Origin of the sequence: Methyloversatilis sp. XJ19-13, assembly GCF_024580155.1 — a bacterium.
GTDB lineage: Bacteria > Pseudomonadota > Gammaproteobacteria > Burkholderiales > Rhodocyclaceae > Methyloversatilis.
The window spans coordinates 23,191-45,612 of record NZ_JANINH010000004.1 but is presented as its reverse complement, the minus strand read 5'-3'; the positions used below and the strand labels follow the sequence as shown (position 1 = coordinate 45,612).

Here is a 22,422-nt window from a genome sequence, read left to right as displayed (position 1 = left end):
GGCGCCGGTCACGTCCGCGCCCTTGTCAGGGCATCGATGAAGCGTGCGTTCTCCGACTCGAGACCGATCGATACACGCAGCCATTCCGGCATCGCGTAGCCGGCGATCGGACGCACGATGACTCCCTGCTCGAGCAATCGGCGGTTGACGGTGGCCGCATCGCCCGCGCGGAACGCAATGAAATTGGCGCAGGAGCGGATGTACTCGATGCCCTGGGCGTCGAAGAACGCTTCCATCTGACGCAGCCCCGCTGCGTTGGCTGCAGCCGATGCACGCACGAAGTCCTGGTCGGTCAGCGCGGCTGCCGCTGCAGCGAGGCCGACGTTCGACACATTGAACGGCTGCCGAACGCGATTGAGCAGATCGATCACCGGCGGCCGACCGATGCCGTAACCAACGCGAAGCCCCCCGAGTCCGTAAGCTTTGGAAAAGGTGCGCGACACCAGCAGGTTGGGATAGCGTGCGAGCCAGCGCGCGCTATCGTAGGCAAGGTGTTCAGGCAGGTATTCGCTGTACGCCTCGTCCAGCACGACCAGCACATCAACCGGGACGGAAGCAACGAAACGCTCAAGCGCCGCAGCCTCGACAAATGTGCCGGTCGGATTGTTCGGATTGGCGATGAACACGACACGCGTGTCGACACGGATGGCTGCACGCATAGCGTCGAGATCGCAGCCGAAACCGTGCGCCGGGACTTCGATGCCGAAAGCGCCCGCAGCCAGCGTCGCCAGCGGATAGACCGCGAAGGCATGCTTCGAATACACCGCACTGCTGCCCGGCCCCAGAAGCGCGCGCGCCACCATTTCGAGCACGTCATTCGAGCCATTGCCGAGCACGATCTGATTCATCTCGATGTCGTGATGGCGCATCAGGGCCTGCTTCAGTTCGAAGCCGTTGCCGTCGGGATAGCGCGGCACCTCGTCGATCGCTGCCAGCGCGGCCGCGCGGGCATGCGGGCTCATGCCCAGCGGATTTTCGTTGGACGCGAGTTTGACGATGGAACACTCTTGCAGCCCCATTTCGCGGGCCAGTTCGGAAATCGGCTTACCCGGCTGATACGGGGAAATCGAACGGATATGCGCCGCTGCGCGGTCGAACACACTCATGAATTGCTCACCGAAACCGGATAGGAACCGAGCACCTTGAGCGATCCTGCTTCGCCGCGGATGCGGGCGATAGCCTTGCCGACGGCCGGCTCACTCAGATGACCTTCGATATCGACATAGAAAACATACTGCCAGCCGCCACTGCCGAAGCCGCGTACCGGTCGCGACTGCAACTTCGTCATGCTGACCCCCTCATCGGCCAGTGGCTGCAGCAAACGCACGACTGAACCGGAACGGTTCTGAACAGTGAAGATGAGCGAGGTCTTGTCGTGGCCCGACGGACCTGCGTCGTGCTCGCCCAACACCAGGAAGCGAGTGGTGTTCGCCGGATCATCCTCGATGTTGGCGGCAAGGATGTGCAGGTCGTAGGCACGCGCAGCGGCCTCGCCAGCAATCGCCGCAGCGCGCTCCTCCTCGGCTGCGCGACGCGCCGCCTCGGCATTGCTGGCCACCGCCACCGTCGGTACGCCCGGCAGATTGCGGTTGAGCCATTCATGACACTGCGCGAGCGATTGCGAATGGGAGTAAACACAACGCACCTGGTTCAACGGCGTGTCGCGACTCATCAGATTCTGTTCGACGCGCAACATGACTTCGCCGCAGACCATCTGCGTCGTGCTGAGCAGCATGTCCAGCGTTCGTCCGACCGCGCCCTCGGTCGAATTCTCGACTGGCACGACGCCGTACGCCGCGTTGCCGGCCTCCACCGCACGAAACACCTCATCTATCGTGGCCAGCGGCAGCAGAGCCGGCGCCGAACCGAAATGCCGGCGTGCTGCACTTTCGGAAAAGGTACCTGCCGGGCCGAGGAAAGCGACCGTCAGCGGCTGCTCCAGCGCGAGACAGTGCGACATGATTTCGCGGAATACCGTCTTTACCGCGTGGCCGGGCAGCGGGCCCGGATTGTTATCCTCGAGCCGGCGCAGCACCTGTGCCTCACGCTCCGGGCGATAGATGTTGCCCTGCTTGATTTCGCCGATGCGGTGCGCGACACGCGCCCGCTCGGAAATGAGCTGGAGCACGCGTTGATCGATGTCGTCGATCGCATCGCGCAACTTCAGCAATTCCTCCAGCTCGGAAGTGGATGTAGGGGGAGTCGGATCGGATGCCATCGTTCAACCGTACCTGCGTTCGAATTCAGTCATGTAGTCGGCCAGTGCGCGCGCACCATCGAGCGGCATCGCGTTGTAAAGCGAGGCGCGCACACCGCCCACTGCGCGATGTCCCTTGAGGTTGATCAGCCCGCGCCGGCGCGCGCCATCAAGAAAGCGTGTTTCCAGCCGCGGCTCGCGAAGGAAGAAAGGAATGTTCATGCGCGAGCGCGAACCCTTCTGGATGCGGTTCGTGTACAGCTTCGAGCCATCGAGCACGTTGTAGATAAGCGTCGACTTGGCAGCGTTCTCCCGTTGCATCGCCGCGACGCCACCTGCCTTCTTCACATGCTCGAACACCAGCCCGGCAACCCAGATCATGAACGCCGCGGGAGTGTTGTACATCGAATCCCACTCGACGTGGCGCGCATAGTTCATCACCGATGGCACCGCAGCACGTGCGCGATGCAGCAGGTCGTCGCGGACGATCACGATTGCCAGACCGGCCGGGCCGATGTTCTTCTGTGCCCCCGCGTAGATCAGGCCGAAGCGCGACACATCCAGTGGCCGCGACAGGATGTTCGACGACATGTCCGCCACCAGCGGGACGCTGCCCGTTTCCGGATAGTCGGCAAATTCGACGCCACCTATCGTTTCATTGGCGCAGATGTGCACATAAGCGGCCTGCGGATCCAGTTGCCAGTTCGCCGCATCGGGTACGCGATCGAATTCGCTGGCGGCTGCGCTGGCGGCGATGCGTACATTGACCAGAGGTGCGGCTTCAGCCATCGCCTTGTCAGACCAGTAACCGGTGTGGATGTAATCCGCGCTCTGCCCCTCGCGCGCCAGATTCAGTGGCACCATTGCGAAGTGCGGCGTGGCACCGCCGTGAAGGAACAGCACGTGGTGAGAATCGGGGATCGCGAGCAGTTCGCGCAGGTCCGCTTTGGCGCGGGCGAGGATGTCGGCGAACGGTTCACTGCGGTGCCCCAGTTCGAGCGCCGAGTATCCACCTCCATCAAAATCCTGCCACTCGCGCGCAATCCGCTCGATCACCGGATCCGGCATCATCGCCGGCCCAGCACCGAAGTTGTACGCGCGCTCGCCCATGTCAGAACTATTCCGCGTCCTCGCCCCCGGCATCAGCTTCACCGGCAGACTCTGACTCGGCGTCGGAATCGACGTCGGCTTCGCTGTCGCTTTCGATCACCTTTTCGACGCCCGCGAGGCGGGTGCCACCATCGAGGTTGATCAGCGTGACGCCCTGGGTCGAACGGCCCATTTCCCGGATGTCTTCCACCCGCGTGCGGATCAGCACGCCGCCGGTCGAAATCAGCATGATTTCATCCCGGGTATCGACCAGCACGGCACCGACCACCGCGCCATTGCGCTCGCTTGACGCGATCGCCATGACACCCTTGGTGCCGCGACCATGCTTCGGATACTCGGTCACCCGGGTGCGCTTGCCATAACCGTTCTCGGTTGCGGTCAGCACACTCAGTTCATCATTCTTGGACACCAGCATGCAGATCACGCTCTGGCCGCCTTCGATCATCATGCCGCGTACGCCACGGGCAGTACGGCCCATCGGACGCACGTCAGCCTCCGCGAAGCGCACCGCCTTGCCGGCGTCAGAGAACAGCATGATGTCGTCGGTGCCGTCAGTGATCGCGACGCCGATCAGCACGTCGCCCTCATCAAGATCGACGGCGATGATGCCGGCCTTGCGCGGATTGCCGAAATCCGACAACGGCGTCTTCTTGACCGTGCCGCGGCCGGTCGCCATGAAGATGTAGTGGTTCTCGTCGAATTCCTTCACCGGCAGCACGGCCGTGATCTTCTCGCCTTCCATCAGCGGGAACAGGTTCACGATGGGCTTGCCGCGCGAGTTGCGCGAGCCTTCCGGCGCTTCGTACACCTTGAGCCAGTAGACGCGACCGCGGCTGGAGAAGCACAGGATGTAGTCGTGCGTATTGGCGATGAACAGCTGGTCGACGAAGTCGTCTTCCTTCACCGCCGCCGCCTGCTTGCCGCGTCCGCCGCGGCGCTGCGAGCGGTAGTCGGCCAGCGGCTGGCGCTTGAAGTAGCCGCCGTGCGACAGCGTCACGACCATGTCCTGCTGGGCGATCAGATCCTCGATGCCCAGATCCTGGGTGTGCGTGACGATTTCCGAACGGCGGCCGTCGGCGAACTGTTCGCGGATCTGGCGCAGTTCGTCGGAAATGATCCAGTTGATGCGTTCCGGGCGGGCCAGGATGTCGAGCAGGTCGATGATCTGTGCGATCACCTCCTTGTACTCGGACATGATCTTTTCCTGCTCCAGGCCGGTCAGGCGGGCCAATTGCATGTCCAGAATGGCCTTTGCCTGCGCATCCGACATGCGGTAACCGTCGGCGAACGAACCGAATGCGGCATCGAGGCCGTCCGGCCGGAAGGCTTCGGCGCCTGCACGGGCCAGCATTTCATCGACCAGCGGTGACGTCCACGGCCGCGACATGAGTGCGACCTGCGCTTCGGCGCGCGACGCAGAGGCCTTGATGAGCGCAATGATTTCGTCGATGTTCGACAGCGCAACCGCCAGACCTTCGAGCACGTGGCCGCGTTCGCGCGCCTTGCGCAGCTCGAACACGGTGCGACGGGTGATCACCTCGCGCCGGTGCGACAGGAAGCAGTCCAGCATTTCGCGCAGGTTCAGCAGGCGCGGCCGGCCATCGACCAGCGCCACCATGTTCATGCCGAAGGTGTCCTGCAGCTGGGTGAGCTTGTACAGGTTGTTCAGTATGACTTCCGGCACTTCGTTGCGCTTGAGTTCGACCACCACGCGCATGCCGGACTTGTCCGACTCGTCGCGGATGTCGGAAATGCCCTCGATCCGCTTTTCATTCACGAGCTCGGCGATGCGCTCGAGCAGGGTCTTCTTGTTAACCTGGTACGGCAACTCGTCGACGATGATGGCCTGCCGACTGCCGCGGTCGATGTCCTCGAAGTGCGTGCGGGCGCGCATGACGACGCGGCCGCGGCCGGTCAGGTAGCCCTCGCGCACGCCGGTCAGACCGTAGATGAATCCGCTGGTCGGAAAATCGGGGGCCTGCACGATGTCGATCAGCTGTTCGATCGTCGTGTCCGGCTCTTTCAGCAGCAACTGGCAGGCGTCGAGCACTTCACCTAGATTGTGCGGCGGAATGTTGGTCGCCATGCCGACCGCGATGCCGGCGCTGCCGTTGATCAGCAGGTTCGGGATGCGGCTGGGAAGCACCAGCGGCTCCTGCTCCTTGCCGTCGTAGTTCGGTCCGAAATCGACGGTTTCCTTGTCAATGTCGGCCAGCAGTTCAGCGGCAATCTTGTCCAGACGGCACTCGGTGTAACGCATGGCCGCCGCGTTGTCGCCGTCTACCGATCCGAAATTGCCCTGACCGTCGATCAGCGTGTAGCGCAAGGAGAAATCCTGCGCCATGCGCACCAGGGTGTCGTAGATCGCCGAATCGCCGTGCGGGTGGTACTTACCCATCACGTCGCCCACAACGCGGGCGCACTTCACATAGGGTCGGTTCCACTGGATGTTCGCCTCGTGCATCGCGAACAGCACCCGGCGATGCACCGGCTTGAGGCCGTCGCGCACATCAGGCAGCGCGCGGCCGACGATCACGCTCATCGCGTAATCGAGATAGGAATGCCGCATTTCGTCTTCGAGCGAAATGGGCAGCGTTTCCTTGGCAAAAGAAATGGTCATCTGAGGGCGGGAGGCGGACTGCGGCTGTCGTTGTATGAAACCAGTCAGACTGCTTGCTGTCTGTGCGGGCGGTTTGTGCAGCCAAACCGCAAGTTTAACATGCGCTTGCACTCGCCCCGGGGCCGCCGCGCGTCACCCGGACAGACTAGACTTCGTCGAATCGCACCGAACTCTCAGCCGCCCGACACCCATGCAGACAGCGCAAGCGCACGTTGCAATCGACCTGTTGATTGAAGCCCGCTGGATCATCCCGGTCGAACCTGCCGGGGTGGTGCTCGAACATCACGCCGTTGCGGTCAGCAACGGCCGTATCGTTGATATCCTGCCGGCGGAAGAAGCACGCCAGCGTTACGCACCGGGTGAAATCCGTACGCTGGACGACCATGTATTGATTCCGGGTCTGGTCAATGCCCACAGCCACGCCGCGATGAGTCTGCTGCGAGGCTACGCGGACGACCTGCCGCTGATGCGCTGGCTGAGCGAGCACATCTGGCCGGCCGAGCAGGAACATGTGAGCCACGACTTCGTCCGCGACGGAACCGCGCTGGCCTGCGCTGAAATGCTGCGCGGCGGCATCACCTGCTTCAACGACATGTACTTCTTTCCGGATGCCGCCGCCGAAGCCGCGATCAATCTGGGCATGCGCGCCGTGCTGGGCATTGTGGTGATCGAGTTTCCCAGCGCCTGGGCCAGTGACGCCGATCAGTACATCAGCCGGGGGCTCGCAGTGAGGGATCGCCATAAATCCCACCCGCTGCTTCACTTCACGCTGTCGCCGCATGCACCCTATACGGTTTCCGACGCCACGTTCGAGCGCATCCGCACACTGGCCGAGCAACTTGATCTGCCCGTCCATACCCATGTGCATGAGACGCAGAGTGAAATCGAGCAGAGCATTGCCCAATACGGAGTAAGGCCGCTCGAACGCCTGCACCGGATCGGGCTGGTCGGCCCAGGACTGATAGCAGTACATGCGGTACATCTGGATGCTGACGAAATCGCGTTGCTGGGCCGCGAAGGCGCCAGCGTGGCGCACTGTCCCACGTCCAACATGAAGCTTGCGAGCGGCGCAGCGCCAGTCATGGCGCTGATGGCAGCAGGCGTCAATGTCGGACTGGGCAGCGACGGGGCCGCCAGCAACAACAGGCTCGACCTGTTCCAGGAAATGCGCCAGGCAGGGCTTCTTGCCAAGCTCACCACTGGCGACGCCGCTGCGCTGCCGGCCGCTCAGTTGTTGCATATGGCAACACTAGGGGGCGCGCGCGCGCTCGGCCTCGATCACCTTATCGGCTCCATTCGCCCGGGCAAGTCGGCAGATCTCTGCGCCGTGGCGTTCGACGCGCTCGAAACACGTCCCTGTTACGCGCCGATGTCGCACATTGTGTATGCCGCAGGGCGGGAACATGTCAGCGAAGTATGGGTCGCAGGACAAGCGCTTGTCAGCCGTGGCATCATGTTGCACCCGCACAACAACGAATTGAAGGCGCGCGGGCGGCTGTGGCAAAATAAGGTAATCAAATAACGGCTTGCCGCTGCCGTCTTGGCGGATTTCGCTGGTAATCGTGGCTTCAGCAAAGACTTTGCGGGCGTTTGCTCCGGAATCTTGCGAATCCACGGAAGGTCCGATTTACAACCGATTCAAGTCTCATACGAGGGGATCATGCTAAAACAACTGACGCAAAAACCGCTGCTCATCGCTCTGCTTGCCGCTTCCGCCGGCTTTGCCTCGAACGCATCCGCGGCTGAAGACATCAAGGTGGACCCGAAGATCCAGGCCCATGTCCCGTATGTAATCGACAGCCGCGGCGTTGTCGTTCGCAGCGCAACCGGCCTGTGCTGGAGAACCGGCTTCTGGACCCCGGCCTACGCCGCATCGGTGCCTGCAGTCGGTTGCGCCTGCGACAAGGACCTGCTCCCGAAGGATGTGTGCGAGCCGCCCGCTCCAGTCGTAGCCGCCCCGGCACCGAAGCCCGCCCCCGCCCCCGCCCCGGCTCCCGCGCCGAAGCCCGCCGCACAGAAAATCACCCTGTCGGCTGACGCCCTGTTCGATTTCGACAAGGCCGTGCTGCGCCAGGAAGGCAAGGACAAGATTGATGACGTGGTCAGCAAGCTCGGTTCGATTGACCTCGAGGTGATCATTGCTGTCGGCCACGCTGATCGCATCGGCAAGGAAAAGTACAACCAGACGCTGTCCGAGAAGCGCGCAGCTGCCGTCAAGGAATACATCGTCAGCAAGGGCGTCGAAGCCAACCGTGTTTACACTGAGGGCAAGGGCGAATCGCAGCCGGTCACGGGCGATGCCTGCATGAAGATGGGCGCAGAGAACTTCCGCAACAAGAAGCTGGTGAATTGCCTCCAGCCTGACCGTCGCGTGGATATCGAAATCATCGGCACCCAGAAGTAAGCAGGTCCCTTGATCTGAAAAGCCCTGCACGAGTGCAGGGCTTTTTTTCGTCCAACTTTTCCCGAGGCTGCGTATACCATCGACTGCAACCGATGAACGCCTTGCCCTGTCCATACGCACATGACTACTCAACAGAACGCCGATCCACTCGAGCTGGAGAAGTTTTCCGAACTCGCGCACCGCTGGTGGGACCCGGAATCCGAGTTTCGCCCACTGCATGAAATCAATCCGCTGCGACTCGACTGGATAGACGGCTGCATCGGCATCGCCGGCAAGCGCGTGCTCGACGTCGGTTGTGGCGGTGGCATCCTGTCGGAGAGCATGGCGGCGCGCGGCGCCGACGTAACCGGCATCGATCTCAGCGAAAAGGCGCTTTCGGTAGCACGACTTCACCTGCTTGAAAGTGGCCGCAACGCGCGGTACGTACTCCAGTCAGCGGAAGATCATGCACGCGAAAATGCCGGCCAGTACGACGTGGTCACTTGCATGGAAATGCTGGAACACGTACCCGATCCGGCGAGCACGATACGCGCATGCGCCACAATGGTGCGCCCGGGGGGTACGGTTTTCTTCTCGACGCTGAACCGTAATCCGAAGTCCTGGCTGTTTGCCATCGTTGGTGCGGAATACATACTGCGCCTGCTGCCGCGCGGTACGCACGAATACGAGAAGTTCATCAAACCGTCTGAACTCGCACAAGACGCACGTGCGGCAGGCCTGCGTGAAGCCGAACTGATGGGCATGCTCTACAATCCCCTGACCAAGGTTTATTCGCTCGGCCGCGACACGACGGTCAATTACCTGATGCGATGCGTGCGCGATGAATGAATTGCGTACACGTGGCGTTCTGTTCGACCTTGACGGAACACTCGCTGACACGGCTCCCGACCTCGGCGGTGCGCTGAACCAACTGCGCAACGAATCGGGTCTGTCCGAACTGCCGGCAGACGTCCTGCGGCCACACACCTCGGCCGGCGCGCGCGGCCTCATCGGTGCCGGTTTCGGGATCACCCCCGACGACGAGCGCTATGCCGCGCTCGCCGGTCGCTTTCTGGCGATCTACGAAACTGCCCTGTGCGTGCAAACCCGCTTGTTCGAAGGCATGGGTGAAGTGCTGACCCGACTCGAGCTCGCCAACCTGCCCTGGGGCGTCGTCACGAACAAGGCAGCGCGCTTCACGCTGCCACTGATGCGCGAACTCGGTCTGCACGAACGCGCATCCAGCATCATCAGCGGTGACAGCGTTCCGGTACCGAAGCCGGATCCCGCGGGTCTGAAGCTGGCGGCCGAACAGATGGCGATCGCCCCGGCACGTTGCATCTATGTCGGTGATGATCTGCGCGATATCGAGGCCGGCCGGGCCGCCGGCATGCGCACCGTCACGGCAGCCTTCGGCTACCTCGGCACCGGCACGCACTTCCGCGACTGGGGCGCCGATCACATCATCCACCACCCGCTAGAACTGCTCACCCTCTTGTAATCACCGCCAGGTGGTACCATGTTGTTGCTGAGGGGGCGACCTGGTCTCGACGTGGGTCGCGAAGCAGCGCAGGGCATACCGAGGGTCGGAGTACCTCGTAAATCCAACCGAAAATTAGATAGTCGCCAACGACGAATCTTACGCTCTGGCCGCTTAAGGCCGGACGCTGCACCGACTGATTAGCGGGTCGGGCCGGGCAACCGGTCGCAGCGCCATTAACAGCTAAAGTAAGGATGCACTCCGCCGCGTGGTGCATCACGAAAACCAAGCGGATCGCCTTTCATCAGCCTGCCGGGTCGGCGGGTGACGGGTTAGACCAAATGGCCAGGCTAAGTATGTAGAACTGTCTGTGTAGGGCTTGCGGACGCGGGTTCGATTCCCGCCGCCTCCACCAATCGAACGATAACCCACTGATTCGTCAGTGGGTTTTTCGTTTGCGCTGTCGATTCAGTGTTCAACGCCGCACCGGTGTACCAACCCGGTGTACTGACCTGCCCCGATTTTTCAGGCATTGAATTCCGTGAGAAAAGTGATTCCGTGGTCCGGAAAGTCAGGGGCGGGTCAGTTCCTCAGCTGAAAATGCATGCACTGATAGGGCAGCGCTGTTGCAGCCGCGCGTCCTTAGATAACCATGTCGAGCGACGCAAGCAGGATGCAGCGCAAACTGCCATCAGCGGCACGCACCGGATAGGCGAGCTGCGACACGCTTCCGGTCAACCGCCCGATCACGGGTTCCGCCACGGGACTGTCAGAGGTCAGCGCCTGCACGAAGTAGCTCCGGCCGTTCAGCTGCAGCGCAGGGCCGCTACGTTGCGAGTCACAGTGCAGCCGGCCGTCCGGGTGGTCAGAATGCCAGTGTTCAACGAATGTTACTTCGGTACTTCGGCCAGAAAGGCGGAGCCCGCCGCCTTGTCATCGCTGCCAACGACCGGCCCCTGCGTCAGCCCGAATGGCAATCGGGCCGTACCGGCGATCCTGTCGTCGAGCGCGCCATCAATGCTGTCGTAAGCGCGATGAGCGGCTCACGTGCCTGCGCAACGGTGGCACTGCGGTTTCCCGAAAGCCGCCAGAGCACGGCCAACACCGGCAGCACGGACGCCGCATGCGCAAGCAGCAATAGCGAGTGCGAAGGCTCACACCAACGCGTCCAGGGAGGTTTGATCCACCTCCATGCCATGCAGGCCTTCCTCATCATGATCCGGAACTTAGCTCTTGATCATGATTTCGGCCTGAAGTGGAACACCGTAGCTTCGGCGAACTCGACGGTCACGGGGCCGGCGCGTGGCAAATGGAATTCCTGTGATCCTTGGGATCGCCGTCCCGGCGCCACGTCTCGTCGAGGGCGGACGGCTGCTCGGGCAGCAGTGCATTCCGCACGCGTCACCTTCGGCCTGTCGTGCAGGTTTTCTGTCAGTTGCCCCGGATCATCGCCATCACCCGCCCCATATCCAGTGTTTCGGCCTGCTGCCGGATCTGTGGCAGGTACTGCGCCTGCATCTGCTTTGCCGGCGCAAGCAGGTTCTGGAAGGTGTCACGCAACATCGCGGAATTCATCACGCGACCGCCGGCGTAGTAGCGCTTCGCCAGTTGTCCGAGGGCATAGGTGGTGGCGAACGAGAGTGCCATGCCGGTCGCTGCGCCACCCAGCTTCCCGAATGTCTTGCCGGCCGCCTTGCCAAGCAGGCCGCCAAGCAGCTTGCGACCGAATTGCTCGAGATATTGCGACGTCAGCCCGACGCCGGCCGCGGCGATGAATTCCCGGATGTGGCCCTGGTCCAGCGTCACGCCGTGCGCCTTGCCGATGCCGTAGACCATCTTTACCTGCAGCGGAATGATGGCCATCGACGCCCAGGACTGCGGCAGCAGCTCCAGCGCACCATTGATCAGCGAATGGTTGAGGATGGACTTGTCGAGTTCGGCCTCCGGTACCGACGACTGGAACACTGTCGCCCCCGCGGCCGAAGGTACCGCCGCCGCCGGGTGCGGTGCTTCACCGACGGACACCGGCACCGCCACCTCGCCCGAAGCCACGATGGCTTCGGCGGCGGCATCAAAAGCGGCCGCCTGCTCGGCGTCGAGCTGAAGACGCGTCTTCAGCTCACCGAGGAAACGCTGTTCCGCTTCGCTCTGCCGGCCATCGGCGTCGCAGACGCACACCGCCATTTCATAAGCGAGCTGGCGTTGGCCGGCGTCGGTCAACGCGGCGATGCGCGCATCGAGCGACACGCGCCTGAGCAGTACATCCTGATAGACGCGGCCCAGATCGGCGGCGCCCGCCTCCCCCGAGATGGATTCGGCGATACGGCGTATCTCGTCGCGTTCGCGGTCATGCTTGTTGCCGTCGGCGAGCGCCGCGTACAACACGATGGCCAGCAGGGCGCTCTGTTCTTCGAGGTTCATGTCGTCACTCCGGTTTGGTCAATCGACGGCATCGCGAAACCGCTCACTGCGCAGCCTTCAGCGCAGCGATGCGTTCTTCCAGCGGCGGGTGCGTCATGAACAAGCGCTTGAGGCCGCCATTGCCGCCACCCGCGATGCCGAACGCGGCCATCTTGTCCGGCAGCGGCTGCGGATGCAGCGAGTTCAGACGCTCCAGCGCAGCGATCATGTTGCTGCGGCCGGCCAGTCGTGCGCCGCCGGTGTCGGCACGGAACTCGCGCTGGCGCGAGAACCACATGACGATGATGGACGCAAGCACGCCGAGGACAAGTTCGGCCACGATCATCGTGACGAAGAAGGCCGGGCCATGACCGTCCTCATTCTTGAACACGACCCGGTCAACCGTGTGGCCGATGACGCGCGACAGGAACATCACGAAAGTGTTCACGACACCCTGGATCAACGCCAGCGTCACCATGTCCCCATTGGCGGCGTGCGCCACTTCGTGGCCGATGACGGCTTCGGCCTCGGCACGTGTCATCTGCTGAAGCAGGCCGCTGGATACTGCGATGAGCGAACTGTTCTTGCTCATTCCCGTCGCAAACGCATTCACGTCGGGCGCATCGTAGATACCGACCTCGGGCATCTTGATGCCGGCCTCGGCCGAATACTTGCGCACGGTCTCGTACAGCCAGAACTCGGTCGAGTTCGCCGGCGTTTCGATGACCCGCACGCCCATCGCGCGTTTTGCGGTCCATTTGGAAATCGCCAGCGAAATCAGCGAGCCGCCGAAACCCATCACGGCGGCGAAGATCAGCAGCGAGCCCAGATTGAGGCCGTTCTCGGTCAGGTAGGGCTCGACGCCCAGCAAGCGCATGGTGATGGACAGCACCAGCACGATGGCCATGTTGGTGGCGAGGAACAGCAGGACGCGTTTCATGGCGTGAATCTCCTTTTTTTGACGGGCAAAGCGCACCGCCTTCGGTGAATCGGCGTGGCGCACCGGGCGCAACACGTGTCAGCGTCCGATATTAGCCTTGCGCCAAACATCGAACAACACGAACTAAACTACGTTTAACTTCCATATTTTGGAAGTCTTAATCGCTTGAAAAGCTCTTCCCACATCCCACGCCGATCCGGCGCGGCAGCCGGGCAGCGTCCGCTGACCGTCGCTCATCCACCACATCCCGATTTTGCGCCGCAGCATCCGAATGCGCATACTGTGACTTGAACGAAGCCGGAGCGTTTTCATGCCTGTCACTGCTGTAAAGATCCGGGTGCTCGGAGCACTCATCGCACTTCTCCTCTCACCGCTCGCACCGGCGCTTGATTCACCGCCGCCGCTCAACCTCGATCAACGGCATTTCACCGTCTCGGGTCTGTCGTCCGGTGCCGCCATGGCTGTGCAGATGGGGGTGGCGCATTCGTCGCGGGTGCGCGGCATCGGCATCATGTCCGGGCCGCCCTATCTGTGCGCTCAGGGATTCGTCACCAAGGCGACCAATGACTGCCTGACGCTGGGTCGCACCTGGTTGCGCGAGCTGTTCGGACCGATGTTCGGGCTGTCGCTGTTCAGTTCGGGCGAGCGCGACATCGAAGTGCAGGACCTGATCGCCGACACGAAGAAACTGGCGCAGCGCGACCGCATCGACCCGGTCTCCAACATGGCCGGTCAGCGCATCTGGGAATACCGCGGCAGCGAAGACCGCGTGGTCGGCGCCAAGGCGTCGGCAGCACAGCACACCTTCTTCCTGCACTTCAACGGCCTGATCGTGCGCGGCGAGCCGCGCGCCACGCCGCATACCCTGCCGACGAACGATCCGGCGCAGGGCGCGTGCGACGCCAGCGACGAGGATTTCGTCAGCGGCTGCGATTTCGATGCTGCCGGCTTCATGCTGCGCAGCCTGTACAAGAAGCCGCGCGCCCGAGCAGACGACGGCGCGGGCCAGTGGTACGCGCTGCGCCAGGCCAACTACGTGCCGGTCACACCCGGCATGGCCGATCCCGAGGCGGCGATGCGCATGCTGGGTCTGGCCGAATCGGCTCATGTCTTCGTGCCCGAGCGTTGCCGTGACGAAAAGTGCGGCATCCATGTCGCGTTGCATGGCTGCCAGCAGGGCATGACGGACGAAGCGTTCCAGGCCTTCAGCGAAGGTGGGGGCTACACGCGCTGGGCCGGGCCGCTGCGTCTGGTGCTGCTGTTTCCGCGCGTCAGCGCGATCAAGCCGCTGGAACGCGGCAACTGGGACAGCGTCGGCAATCCGATGGGCTGCTGGGACTGGTGGGGCTACACCACGCCGACCGATCTGCATGGCTACGCCACGCGCGATGCCCCGCAGATCCGCACGCTGATGAATATGGTCGACAAGCTGGGCAAGTCCGAATAGGCAGCAGCGCCACAACGGATCGGGCGCTTACGCGGCCTTGGCTTGCACCGGGGCAATGGCGGCCAGCAGGATGCGCTCGATGTCTTCGTTGGCGCGCACCGGCCGCAATTGCTGATACAGCGCCTCGGCCTGAGGATAGGTACGGCGCAGAAGGTTCAGCCACTGCTTGAGCCGGCCGGCTGCGTGCCGCGCTTCCACATGTCCGAGCACGCGCCGCCAGTACTCGGCCAGCAGCGGCGCGAACTGCAGCCAGTCCTGCGCCGGCGCGGTCGCCGCCTCACCCCGGATGTGCCGTCGGATGCGCTCGGCCAGCAGCGGGTCGGCCACTGCGCCGCGACCGAGCATCACGTCACCGAGGCCGCTTTCCGCGCGGCAACGCAGGTAATCCGCCACCGTCCAGATTTCGCCATTGGCGATCACCGGCACCTTCACCGACTCGGCAATGCGCGCGATCCACGGCCAGTGCGCCGGCGGACGGTAACCGTCGGCCTTGGTGCGGGCATGCACGACAATCATCTGCGCGCCACCATCGGCCAGCGCCTGCGCCGCCTCGATGGCGCGCCCGGTGTCATTCACGCCGAGCCGCATCTTGGCGGTGAAGGGTACGCGGCCGGCCAACGCACGGCTCACTGACCGGACGATTTCGAACAGCAGTTCGGGCTCGTCGAGCAGCACCGCGCCGCCACGATGGCGATTCACCGTCGGCGCGGGGCAGCCGAAATTCAGATCGATGCCCGCCGGATGCAGCTGCGCCAGCAGGTCGGCGTTGTCGGCGAGGCAGGCCGGATCCGAGCCGAGCAACTGAACGCGCAGCGGAACGCCACCAGCCGTTGTCGACTGTGCGAGCAGTTCGGGCGCAACGCGCGTGTAGACGCGTGCCGGCAGCAACATATTGGTGACACGGACGAACTCGGTCACGCACCAGTCGTAGTGCGTCACCTGCGTGACGACTGCACGCAGGCGTGCGTCGAGCAGGCCTTCCATCGGCGCAAGCAGCAAGCGGGGTGAGTCGGATGACGGGACGGACATGAAGGGCGGTGGCGCCGGCAGGGCGCGCTACGCTAGGAGGAGTGCGATTATCGCCGCATCAGGCGGCACACGGTGATGCGACCGATCCTGTGCAATCCGTGGTGCCCGGAGCGGGAATCGAACCCGCATGACTCGCGTCGAGGGATTTTAAGTCCCTTGTGTCTACCAGTTTCACCATCCGGGCCAAGACGCGCATGCCCTGCCGCTGCAAGGGCATGCCGCTCGGAAAATAGCATGCGCGCGCGCCTGGCGGCGCGCCCGCCGGTCAGCGCTGACGCACGCTCAGTCGCGGTGCATCGCGCTTGCTGCCCACCTCGCCGATGACCGCCGGCGCGGAAAAACCATGGCGGTCGAACACGGCGCAAACGGCATCCAGGCTGGACGGTTCGCACGTCACGAGCAGGCCGCCGCTGGTCTGCGGATCGGTCAGCAGCGCCCGGTCTTCGGCGGCGAAGCCATCCGGCAGCAACACTTCGCTGCCGTAGCCGCTCCAGTTGCGACCCGAAGCGCCGGTGACGCATCCCGCGAGCGCAAGCGCGCGTACGCCGTCGAGCAGCGGCACCTTCGCCCAGTCGATGTGCAGGTCGCAGCCGGCACCGCGCGCCAGTTCGAGCGCATGGCCGGCGAGCCCGAAGCCGGTCACGTCGGTCATCGCATGCACGCCCGGCAGCGCGGCAAGATCAGGCCCGGGCGTATTCAGTTTCGTCGTCGTGGCGATCATGCAGGCGTAGCCGGCGTCATCGAGTACGCCCTTCTTCAGCGCCGCCGAAAGAATGCCGACACCGAGCGGCTTGCCGAGCACCAGCAGATCACCCGGCCGGGCATCGGCGTTGCGACGCACCTGGTCCGGATGCACCAGCCCCATCGCGACCAGACCGTAGATCGCTTCGACCGAATCGATCGTGTGACCGCCCGCCACCGGAATCCCGGCATCGCGGCATACGCTGGCGCCGCCTTCGAGAATGCGGCCGATGGTGGCAACCGAAAGCACGTTGATCGGCATGCCGACCAGCGCCAGCGCCATGATGGGCCGCCCGCCCATGGCATAGACGTCGCTCAGCGCGTTGGTGGCCGCGATGCGCCCGAAGTCGTACGGATCGTCGACGATGGGCATGAAGAAATCGGTGGTGGCAACCAGCGCCTGCTCGGCGTTCAGACGGTATACCGCCGCGTCGTCCGACGTTTCGATGCCGACCATGAGCTGAGGCGGCAACGGCATCGCGGGCATGCCGCGCAGGATGTCCGACAGCACGCCCGGCGCGATCTTGCAGCCACAACCCCCGCCATGCGACAGCGAGGTCAGACGGGGTTCGGTGCACGGGGCGGACAGTGTCGAAGGGGTGGTCATCAGGCAATCCGGTGATTGAAACGCTGGCGGTGATGTGGATTCTAGAACCTGCCCCGCCGCATCCTGACGCGGAAAGACCGGATGCAGGGCGCTGGGAACAAAGCACGGCAAGCCCCCCGGAAGGATGCTCCCAGGGGGGGTCGTCTGCCCTGAAAGACTGCCTGCCGCGTACGTCCGTGGCAGGCAGCCGGTCAGCCCAGCCGCCCTGCCCTGCGCAGCGTTTCGACGATCTGCTCGACCTGCTCTTCGGCGACCCCATCGGGTACCGCCAGCACGCTGCCGGTTTCGTCCAGCGCCGCCTGCGAGGCACCGGAGGCGACTGTCAGCTCGAGGTGCTCGCCCGCCGCGATCACCGCACCCAGACTGGGCGGCTGTGCGGATTCGGCATCGATGACGACGATCAGGCCGGCGTCTAGCAACAGCCCGGCGACGCGCAGCAGGTCGGCGGTTGCGGCCGGTACGGTCAGCGTATGGCGGCCGAGCGACATCAGCTTCTTCTCCAGCCGCGTCGCGTCGATGCCTTCGCCAGCCCACAGCAGCAACGGCGACTGCTGCTTGAGCGCGGCCCGTGCGGCACGGCCGGTGTCGAGCTGCGTCCAGCCAAGATCACGCGGCTTGCTGCGCGCGCCGTGCAAGAGGCCGGCGCCAACGGTGTTGTTGCTAAGGCGGTCGATCAGGATGAAGCTGCCGGTGTCACGCACCGCTTCATACGGGTCGAACGCGATCAGTCGATCGGTCACGAGCGCGACGCGGCCGATTTCGTTCAGCGCCAGCGCCGCCGCTTCGCCGCGCTCCATCGTGTTCACATTGACGCGGTATTCGATCGCGTTGATGGTGGCGCCGACGGTGCGCGTGCCGCTCTTCATCAGATAGCTGCGGCCGGTGGCGAGCGCTTCGTCACTCATCCACACCAGCGTGGCGTCGAAACTGTCGCCTGCGCCGGACGGCTGCGCGGCCGCGACGATGACGTCGCCGCGGCTGCAGTCGATTTCGTCGGTCAGCGTCAGCGTGACCGACTGGCCGGCGACCGCTTCGGTCATGTCCCCTCCGGACACGACGATGCGCTCGACCGTGCTGTCGCGCCCGGAAGGCTGCACGCGGATCCGGTCACCGGGGCGCACGGTGCCCGAAGCGATCAGTCCGGAGAAGCCGCGGAAGTCGAGGTTGGGTCGATTGACCCACTGCACCGGCAGGCGGAACGGGCCGTTCGTTTGGATGTCATCGATCGGCACCGTTTCGAGATGCTCCATCAGCGTCGGGCCTGCATACCAGGGCGTGCGGTCGCTCTTGTCGGTGATGTTGTCGCCCCGGAGTGCCGACATCGGGATGCACAGGATGTCGTTCAGGCCGATCTGCGCCGCGAAGGCACGGTAGTCGCGCTCGATGCGGTCATACACATCCTGCGAGAAACCGACCAGATCCATCTTGTTGATGGCGACCACCACGCGCCTGATGCCGATCAGCGACACCAGGAAGCTGTGGCGGCGCGTCTGCGTCTGCACGCCGTGACGGGCGTCGACCAGGATGATCGCCAGGTCGGCCGTCGACGCGCCGGTCACCATGTTCCGCGTGTACTGCTCGTGGCCCGGCGTGTCGGCGACGATGAACTTGCGCCGGTCGGTCGAGAAAAAGCGATACGCCACGTCGATCGTGATGCCCTGCTCCCTCTCGGCCGAAAGGCCATCGACCAGCAGCGCGAAGTCGAGATCGCCGCCCTGCGTGCCGACCTTTTTCGAGTCGGCTTCGAGCGCGGCAAGCTGGTCTTCGAACAGCATCTTCGATTCGTACAGCAGGCGGCCGATCAGCGTGCTCTTGCCGTCGTCCACGCTGCCGCAGGTGATGAAACGCAGCAGGCTCTTGTGCTCGTGCTGCTTGAGGTAGGCACCGATGTCTTCGGCGATCAGGTCAGAAACGTGTGCCATCAGAAATACCCTTCCTGCTTCTTCTTTTCCATCGAACCGGTCGAATCGTGGTCGATCACCCGGCCCTGCCGTTCCGAAGTCGTCGTCAGCAGCATTTCCTGGATGATGTCGGTCAGCGTTGCGGCGGTCGATTCGACCGCGCCGGTCAGCGGGTAGCAGCCCAGCGTACGGAAGCGCACACTCTTCATCTGCGGCACCTCGCCCGGGCGCAGCGGCATGCGTTCGTCGTCGACCATGATCAGCGTCCCGTCACGCTCGACCACCGGACGCTCGGCCGCGAAATACAGCGGCACGATGGGAATGTTTTCCAGGTGGATGTACTGCCAGATGTCGAGTTCGGTCCAGTTCGAGATCGGGAACACGCGGATCGACTCACCCGGATGCTTGCGCGCGTTGTACAGCTTCCACAGCTCGGGGCGCTGGCTCTTCGGGTCCCAGCGATGCTGCGCGGTGCGGAACGAAAAGATGCGTTCCTTGGCGCGCGACTTCTCTTCGTCACGGCGCGCGCCGCCAAAGGCAGCGTCGAACTTGTACTTGTCCAGTGCCTGCTTCAGGCCTTCGGTCTTCCACAGGTCGGTGTGCAGCGCCGATCCGTGATCGAACGGGTTGATGTTGCGCGACTTGGCATCGGGGTTGATATGCACGAGCAGATCCATGCCCAGCTTGCGTGCCATCGCATCGCGGAATTCATACATCGCCTTGAATTTCCACGTGGTATCGACGTGCAGCAGCGGAAACGGCGGCACCGACGGGTAGAAGGCCTTGGCGGCGAGGTGCAGCATGACTGCGCTGTCCTTGCCGACCGAATAGAGCATGACCGGGTTTTCGGCCTCGGCCACCACCTCACGCATGATGTGGATGCTTTCGGCTTCCAGCCGTTGCAGGTGGGTCAATGTAGTCATCGTGATCGGGAAATTGGGACGCAGGGATTATGCGCCTGACGGCATGGGCAGACCGTACAGGCGAAGGGAGCAGCATTTTACAGTGCCCGGACCCCTGCGTGGTCGTCGTCGGCACACCCTGGTTGTCTGGACCAGCGAAAAACGCGAGGTATTCGGGCGTGTCATCGCCATTGCAGCCTTGCCGGCCGACGCCGCGACCGGCCTGCACAGCCCTTGCTTGGCGGTTTCGCAGTGTCGCGCGTGGCTCTGGCGAGCGCGACCATGCCGCGACAGTCGGGAACATTGATCACCACCGACGCGGTACGCCGGGCGACAAAGGCCGCGTTGCCACCGGCGATCACCCGGGCGACGAACGGCCCCTGCGCCGCAATGGAATCGCAGACGAGTCCGGCCATGTCGTTGTGCATCTGCGAAATTATCTCGCGCGACTGACGGGCACGACCGGCAACCTATTCAAATAGCGCACGAAAAATCCGGGCAGCCGCCACGTCGCAGCCAGTTCATCGCTCGCGTTCGTCGGCACTTTGAGCAGACGCATCTGGTCGTTCAGCACTGACGCAACGGCGTCGTTCTAAAGCTAGAGCAGGCGCTCCGTACTTTGCGCCATGATTTCCGCAAGCCGTCGGATGGTGTCGCCGGCTGACGAAGCGCGCGATCCGGCCGCACCTAAAGAAGGTACGATTGACATGGCATGATCTTCTGCTGCTCTGGATCGATGAGGCAATGAGCGCGCCTGCCGAACCATCATGGGCGCAGATGGTCCGGCAGACGGCCCTTCCATTTTTCGATGTCCCACGTCAGGCGGAGTCCGCCCCGGCGTCGACCGCCACCTGGTTCAAGGCGGCACCGATCGCACGGATCAGCACGTCGGCAGCCATTGGCTTGTACGGCACCGCCGGCTCTCCGCTGCGGGCCTGCAGCAGGCGGTCGGGTGCGGTATCCCCGCTGATCAGGACTACCGGTACGTCGCGCCCCAGTACGGCACACAGCGCACGCATGACCTCCCCCCGTCTTCGTCATTGCTCAAACGGAAATCGCAGACAACGGCGTCGATGAGCGCACCCTCTCCCGGTTTCAGCCGGATGACGATGTCCAATGCCGCAGTGCGGCCATCCGCCACATGGATTTCTACACCCTCGGCGCAGCACGGCCGCGCTGGACATGTGCCCCCCGGGAGCAAGTCAAGATAGTTGTCGCCTGATTCATGCAACCAAGCCAAGTATGCTTTCGGGATTCGTCGCCGCATTGACGACGGAGTCACGCTCGGGGTTGAGGGTGACGAGGCCGATGTGCGACCAGTCGCGCGTGTCACCCGACCAGCGCCGGGGGTTGCGTTCTCGGGCCTGCAGGTAGGTCTGGCGGCGTGCGGCCAGAATCGCGCGGTCCGCACCGGTGTGGCGTTGCGCGGGCGTGACGTAACGGATGCCGCTGTGCCGATGCTCGAAGTTGTACCAGTGCGCGAAGTCAGCAGCCCAGGCTCGGGCCCCATCCAGATCGGCAAATCCGCCCACAGGGAATTGGGGCCGGTACTTGGCGGCTTTGAACAGCGACTCGACGAAGGCGTTGTCGTCGGAGACTCGCGGGCGCGAGTACGACGGCTTGACCCCGAGCCAGTTGAGCATGGCGAGCACGGTGGTGGCCTTGAGCGTGCTGCCGTTGTCGCCATGCAGAACCGGTTTTTCGGCCATTGCATGTACGCCCTCGGCCAGTGCGGTGCGCTTGAGCAGATGGGCCGCGTGATCGGCATCATCGCGGGCATGAACCTCCCAGCCCACGATCTTGCGGCTGTACAGATCCATGATCAGGTACAGGTAGAACCAGTGGCCCTGCACCGATGCCGGCAAGTAGGTCATATCCCAGCACCAAACCTGCCCGGGCCCGGTGGCCATGTGCGTGGTGGGCCGGCGCGACGGCTGCGGGGCCCGGCTACGACCACGGTGGCGGTTCTGTCCATGCTCGCGCAGCAGGCGCTGGAAGCTCGATTCGCTGGCCAGATACACGCCCTCATCGGCCAGCGCCGGCACGATGCGTGCCGGCGAACGCGTCCGGACACCCGGCGCGCGGTTCAGTCACGGCAAGCCGGGATTGCTGAATGTTCGACGGGCGGAGAAGTCACGAGGGGGAGCGAAGTGATCTCAGGGAAAACCGAGGGATCGCAGTTTCAGCGATCACTGCATTCGTCGTCAATGAATGAATCAACCATATTAATCGTGAAGATAGGCGCGTTATTCAACACAATTCCACGATCGAGATCAGGACTGCCGACGCCGTTTCATCATGGCATATCCCGCGGCTGAAGCCGGAAGGCTCGAGGCGCAAAGGCGAGATCAGCCGACGCGGCGGAATGATCGAACACCAGATCGACGTTCATGCGCTCTGCCATGCCGGCGCTGAACTGGCGCTGGCACAATCCGTGCCTGAGGAGAGACACCGCGAGTCGAAACAACCACAGCGGAATGGTCGGCATTCTCGGACGATGACCACAGGCGGCGCATATCCGCCGGACCATTTCGCGGTAGGTGAGTGTCTCGCCGCCTGACAGGTTGTATGCACGGTTGGCAGCAGCCGGCACACGCAGCGCAGCTACGCATGCCGCAGCAAGATCGTCCGCATGAAGCGGCTGGCGCAAGCCAGCCGCTTCACC

Annotated in this window: 18 protein-coding genes, 1 tRNA gene, 1 other RNA gene and 2 pseudogenes; 6 read left to right on the top strand and 16 right to left on the bottom strand. The window is 63.6% G+C overall.

Going from position 1 to position 22,422, the window contains the following annotated elements; all coding sequences use genetic code 11:
* Positions 1-8 precede the first annotated feature (8 nt).
* The 4 genes from hisC to gyrA are packed head-to-tail and all read right to left on the bottom strand — an operon-like array spanning position 9 to position 5,927.
* Positions 9-1,106, bottom strand: coding sequence for a histidinol-phosphate transaminase (gene hisC / locus NMQ14_RS06625; protein ID WP_257094600.1), 1,098 nt, complete (start codon positions 1,104-1,106; stop codon positions 9-11).
* Positions 1,103-2,218: a prephenate dehydratase gene (gene pheA / locus NMQ14_RS06620; protein WP_257094599.1), complete on the bottom strand. Its 1,116-nt coding sequence runs from the start codon at positions 2,216-2,218 to the stop codon at positions 1,103-1,105. The genes hisC and pheA overlap by 4 nt, the downstream gene beginning before the upstream one ends.
* A gap of 3 nt (positions 2,219-2,221) precedes the next feature.
* Positions 2,222-3,307, bottom strand: a complete 1,086-nt coding sequence (gene serC, locus NMQ14_RS06615; protein WP_257094597.1) for a 3-phosphoserine/phosphohydroxythreonine transaminase — start codon at positions 3,305-3,307, stop codon at positions 2,222-2,224.
* A 7-nt stretch (positions 3,308-3,314) separates the two neighbouring features.
* Positions 3,315-5,927, bottom strand: a complete 2,613-nt coding sequence (gyrA, locus tag NMQ14_RS06610) for a DNA gyrase subunit A (RefSeq protein ID WP_257094595.1) — start codon at positions 5,925-5,927, stop codon at positions 3,315-3,317.
* A gap of 190 nt (positions 5,928-6,117) precedes the next feature.
* Here gyrA and NMQ14_RS06605 point away from each other — a divergent pair, with 190 nt between their 5' ends.
* From NMQ14_RS06605 to ssrA, 5 genes are all read left to right on the top strand, one after another.
* A complete protein-coding gene (locus NMQ14_RS06605) occupies positions 6,118-7,449 on the top strand; it encodes a TRZ/ATZ family hydrolase (RefSeq protein WP_257095045.1) in 1,332 nt (443 codons plus the stop codon).
* Between the two features lie 138 nt (positions 7,450-7,587).
* On the top strand, positions 7,588-8,331 hold the full coding sequence (locus NMQ14_RS06600) for an OmpA family protein (RefSeq protein ID WP_306441134.1): 744 nt from the start codon (positions 7,588-7,590) through the stop codon (positions 8,329-8,331).
* 120 nt (positions 8,332-8,451) lie between these two features.
* Positions 8,452-9,159 (top strand): bifunctional 2-polyprenyl-6-hydroxyphenol methylase/3-demethylubiquinol 3-O-methyltransferase UbiG, encoded by a 708-nt coding sequence (gene ubiG / locus NMQ14_RS06595; RefSeq protein ID WP_257094591.1) that lies wholly within the window; start codon positions 8,452-8,454, stop codon positions 9,157-9,159.
* Positions 9,152-9,811, top strand: a complete 660-nt coding sequence (locus tag NMQ14_RS06590) for an HAD family hydrolase (protein WP_257094589.1) — start codon at positions 9,152-9,154, stop codon at positions 9,809-9,811. The genes ubiG and NMQ14_RS06590 overlap by 8 nt, the downstream gene beginning before the upstream one ends.
* Positions 9,812-9,842: 31 nt before the next feature.
* Positions 9,843-10,205: a transfer-messenger RNA gene (gene ssrA / locus NMQ14_RS06585) on the top strand.
* 227 nt (positions 10,206-10,432) lie between these two features.
* On the opposite strand, the gene NMQ14_RS06580 is transcribed toward ssrA, so the two are convergent.
* The 3 genes from NMQ14_RS06580 to htpX all read right to left on the bottom strand — a co-directional run bounded on the left by NMQ14_RS06580 (position 10,433) and on the right by htpX (position 13,130).
* Complete coding sequence (locus NMQ14_RS06580) at positions 10,433-10,579, bottom strand: hypothetical protein (RefSeq protein ID WP_257094587.1); 147 nt, start codon at positions 10,577-10,579, stop codon at positions 10,433-10,435.
* Between the two features lie 642 nt (positions 10,580-11,221).
* Positions 11,222-12,211, bottom strand: coding sequence for a YcjF family protein (locus NMQ14_RS06575; RefSeq protein WP_257094585.1), 990 nt, complete (start codon positions 12,209-12,211; stop codon positions 11,222-11,224).
* Between the two features lie 43 nt (positions 12,212-12,254).
* Complete coding sequence (gene htpX, locus NMQ14_RS06570; RefSeq protein ID WP_257094583.1) at positions 12,255-13,130, bottom strand: protease HtpX; 876 nt, start codon at positions 13,128-13,130, stop codon at positions 12,255-12,257.
* A 310-nt stretch (positions 13,131-13,440) separates the two neighbouring features.
* On the opposite strand from htpX, the gene NMQ14_RS06565 reads away from it, so the two are divergent.
* Positions 13,441-14,577 carry a PHB depolymerase family esterase gene (locus NMQ14_RS06565; protein WP_257094581.1) on the top strand — a complete coding sequence of 379 codons (1,137 nt, stop codon included), beginning with the start codon at positions 13,441-13,443 and terminating at the stop codon, positions 14,575-14,577.
* Positions 14,578-14,604: 27 nt separating this feature from the next.
* On the opposite strand, the gene NMQ14_RS06560 is transcribed toward NMQ14_RS06565, so the two are convergent.
* From NMQ14_RS06560 to NMQ14_RS06520, 9 genes and pseudogenes are all read right to left on the bottom strand, one after another.
* The gene (locus tag NMQ14_RS06560) at positions 14,605-15,561 is read right to left on the bottom strand and encodes a tRNA-dihydrouridine synthase family protein (RefSeq protein ID WP_257095043.1); all 957 of its coding nucleotides are present in this window, start codon (positions 15,559-15,561) and stop codon (positions 14,605-14,607) included.
* A gap of 144 nt (positions 15,562-15,705) precedes the next feature.
* Positions 15,706-15,790, bottom strand: a tRNA-Leu gene (locus NMQ14_RS06555).
* A gap of 81 nt (positions 15,791-15,871) precedes the next feature.
* A complete protein-coding gene (gene selD, locus NMQ14_RS06550; RefSeq protein WP_257094579.1) occupies positions 15,872-16,954 on the bottom strand; it encodes a selenide, water dikinase SelD in 1,083 nt (360 codons plus the stop codon).
* Between the two features lie 191 nt (positions 16,955-17,145).
* Positions 17,146-18,876, bottom strand: a complete 1,731-nt coding sequence (gene cysN, locus NMQ14_RS06545; protein ID WP_257094577.1) for a sulfate adenylyltransferase subunit CysN — start codon at positions 18,874-18,876, stop codon at positions 17,146-17,148.
* Positions 18,876-19,778: a sulfate adenylyltransferase subunit CysD gene (gene cysD, locus NMQ14_RS06540; protein ID WP_257080699.1), complete on the bottom strand. Its 903-nt coding sequence runs from the start codon at positions 19,776-19,778 to the stop codon at positions 18,876-18,878. Before cysD ends, cysN begins: the two co-directional genes overlap by 1 nt.
* 161 nt (positions 19,779-19,939) lie before the next feature.
* Positions 19,940-20,185, bottom strand: a complete 246-nt coding sequence (locus NMQ14_RS06535; protein WP_257094575.1) for a hypothetical protein — start codon at positions 20,183-20,185, stop codon at positions 19,940-19,942.
* A gap of 390 nt (positions 20,186-20,575) precedes the next feature.
* Positions 20,576-20,776, bottom strand: a complete 201-nt coding sequence (locus NMQ14_RS06530; RefSeq protein ID WP_257094572.1) for a hypothetical protein — start codon at positions 20,774-20,776, stop codon at positions 20,576-20,578.
* Positions 20,777-20,980: 204 nt separating this feature from the next.
* Positions 20,981-21,835, bottom strand: a pseudogene (locus NMQ14_RS06525) (IS3 family transposase); the annotation flags it as partial.
* Positions 21,836-22,053: 218 nt separating this feature from the next.
* A pseudogene (locus NMQ14_RS06520) lies at positions 22,054-22,422 on the bottom strand (hypothetical protein); the annotation flags it as partial.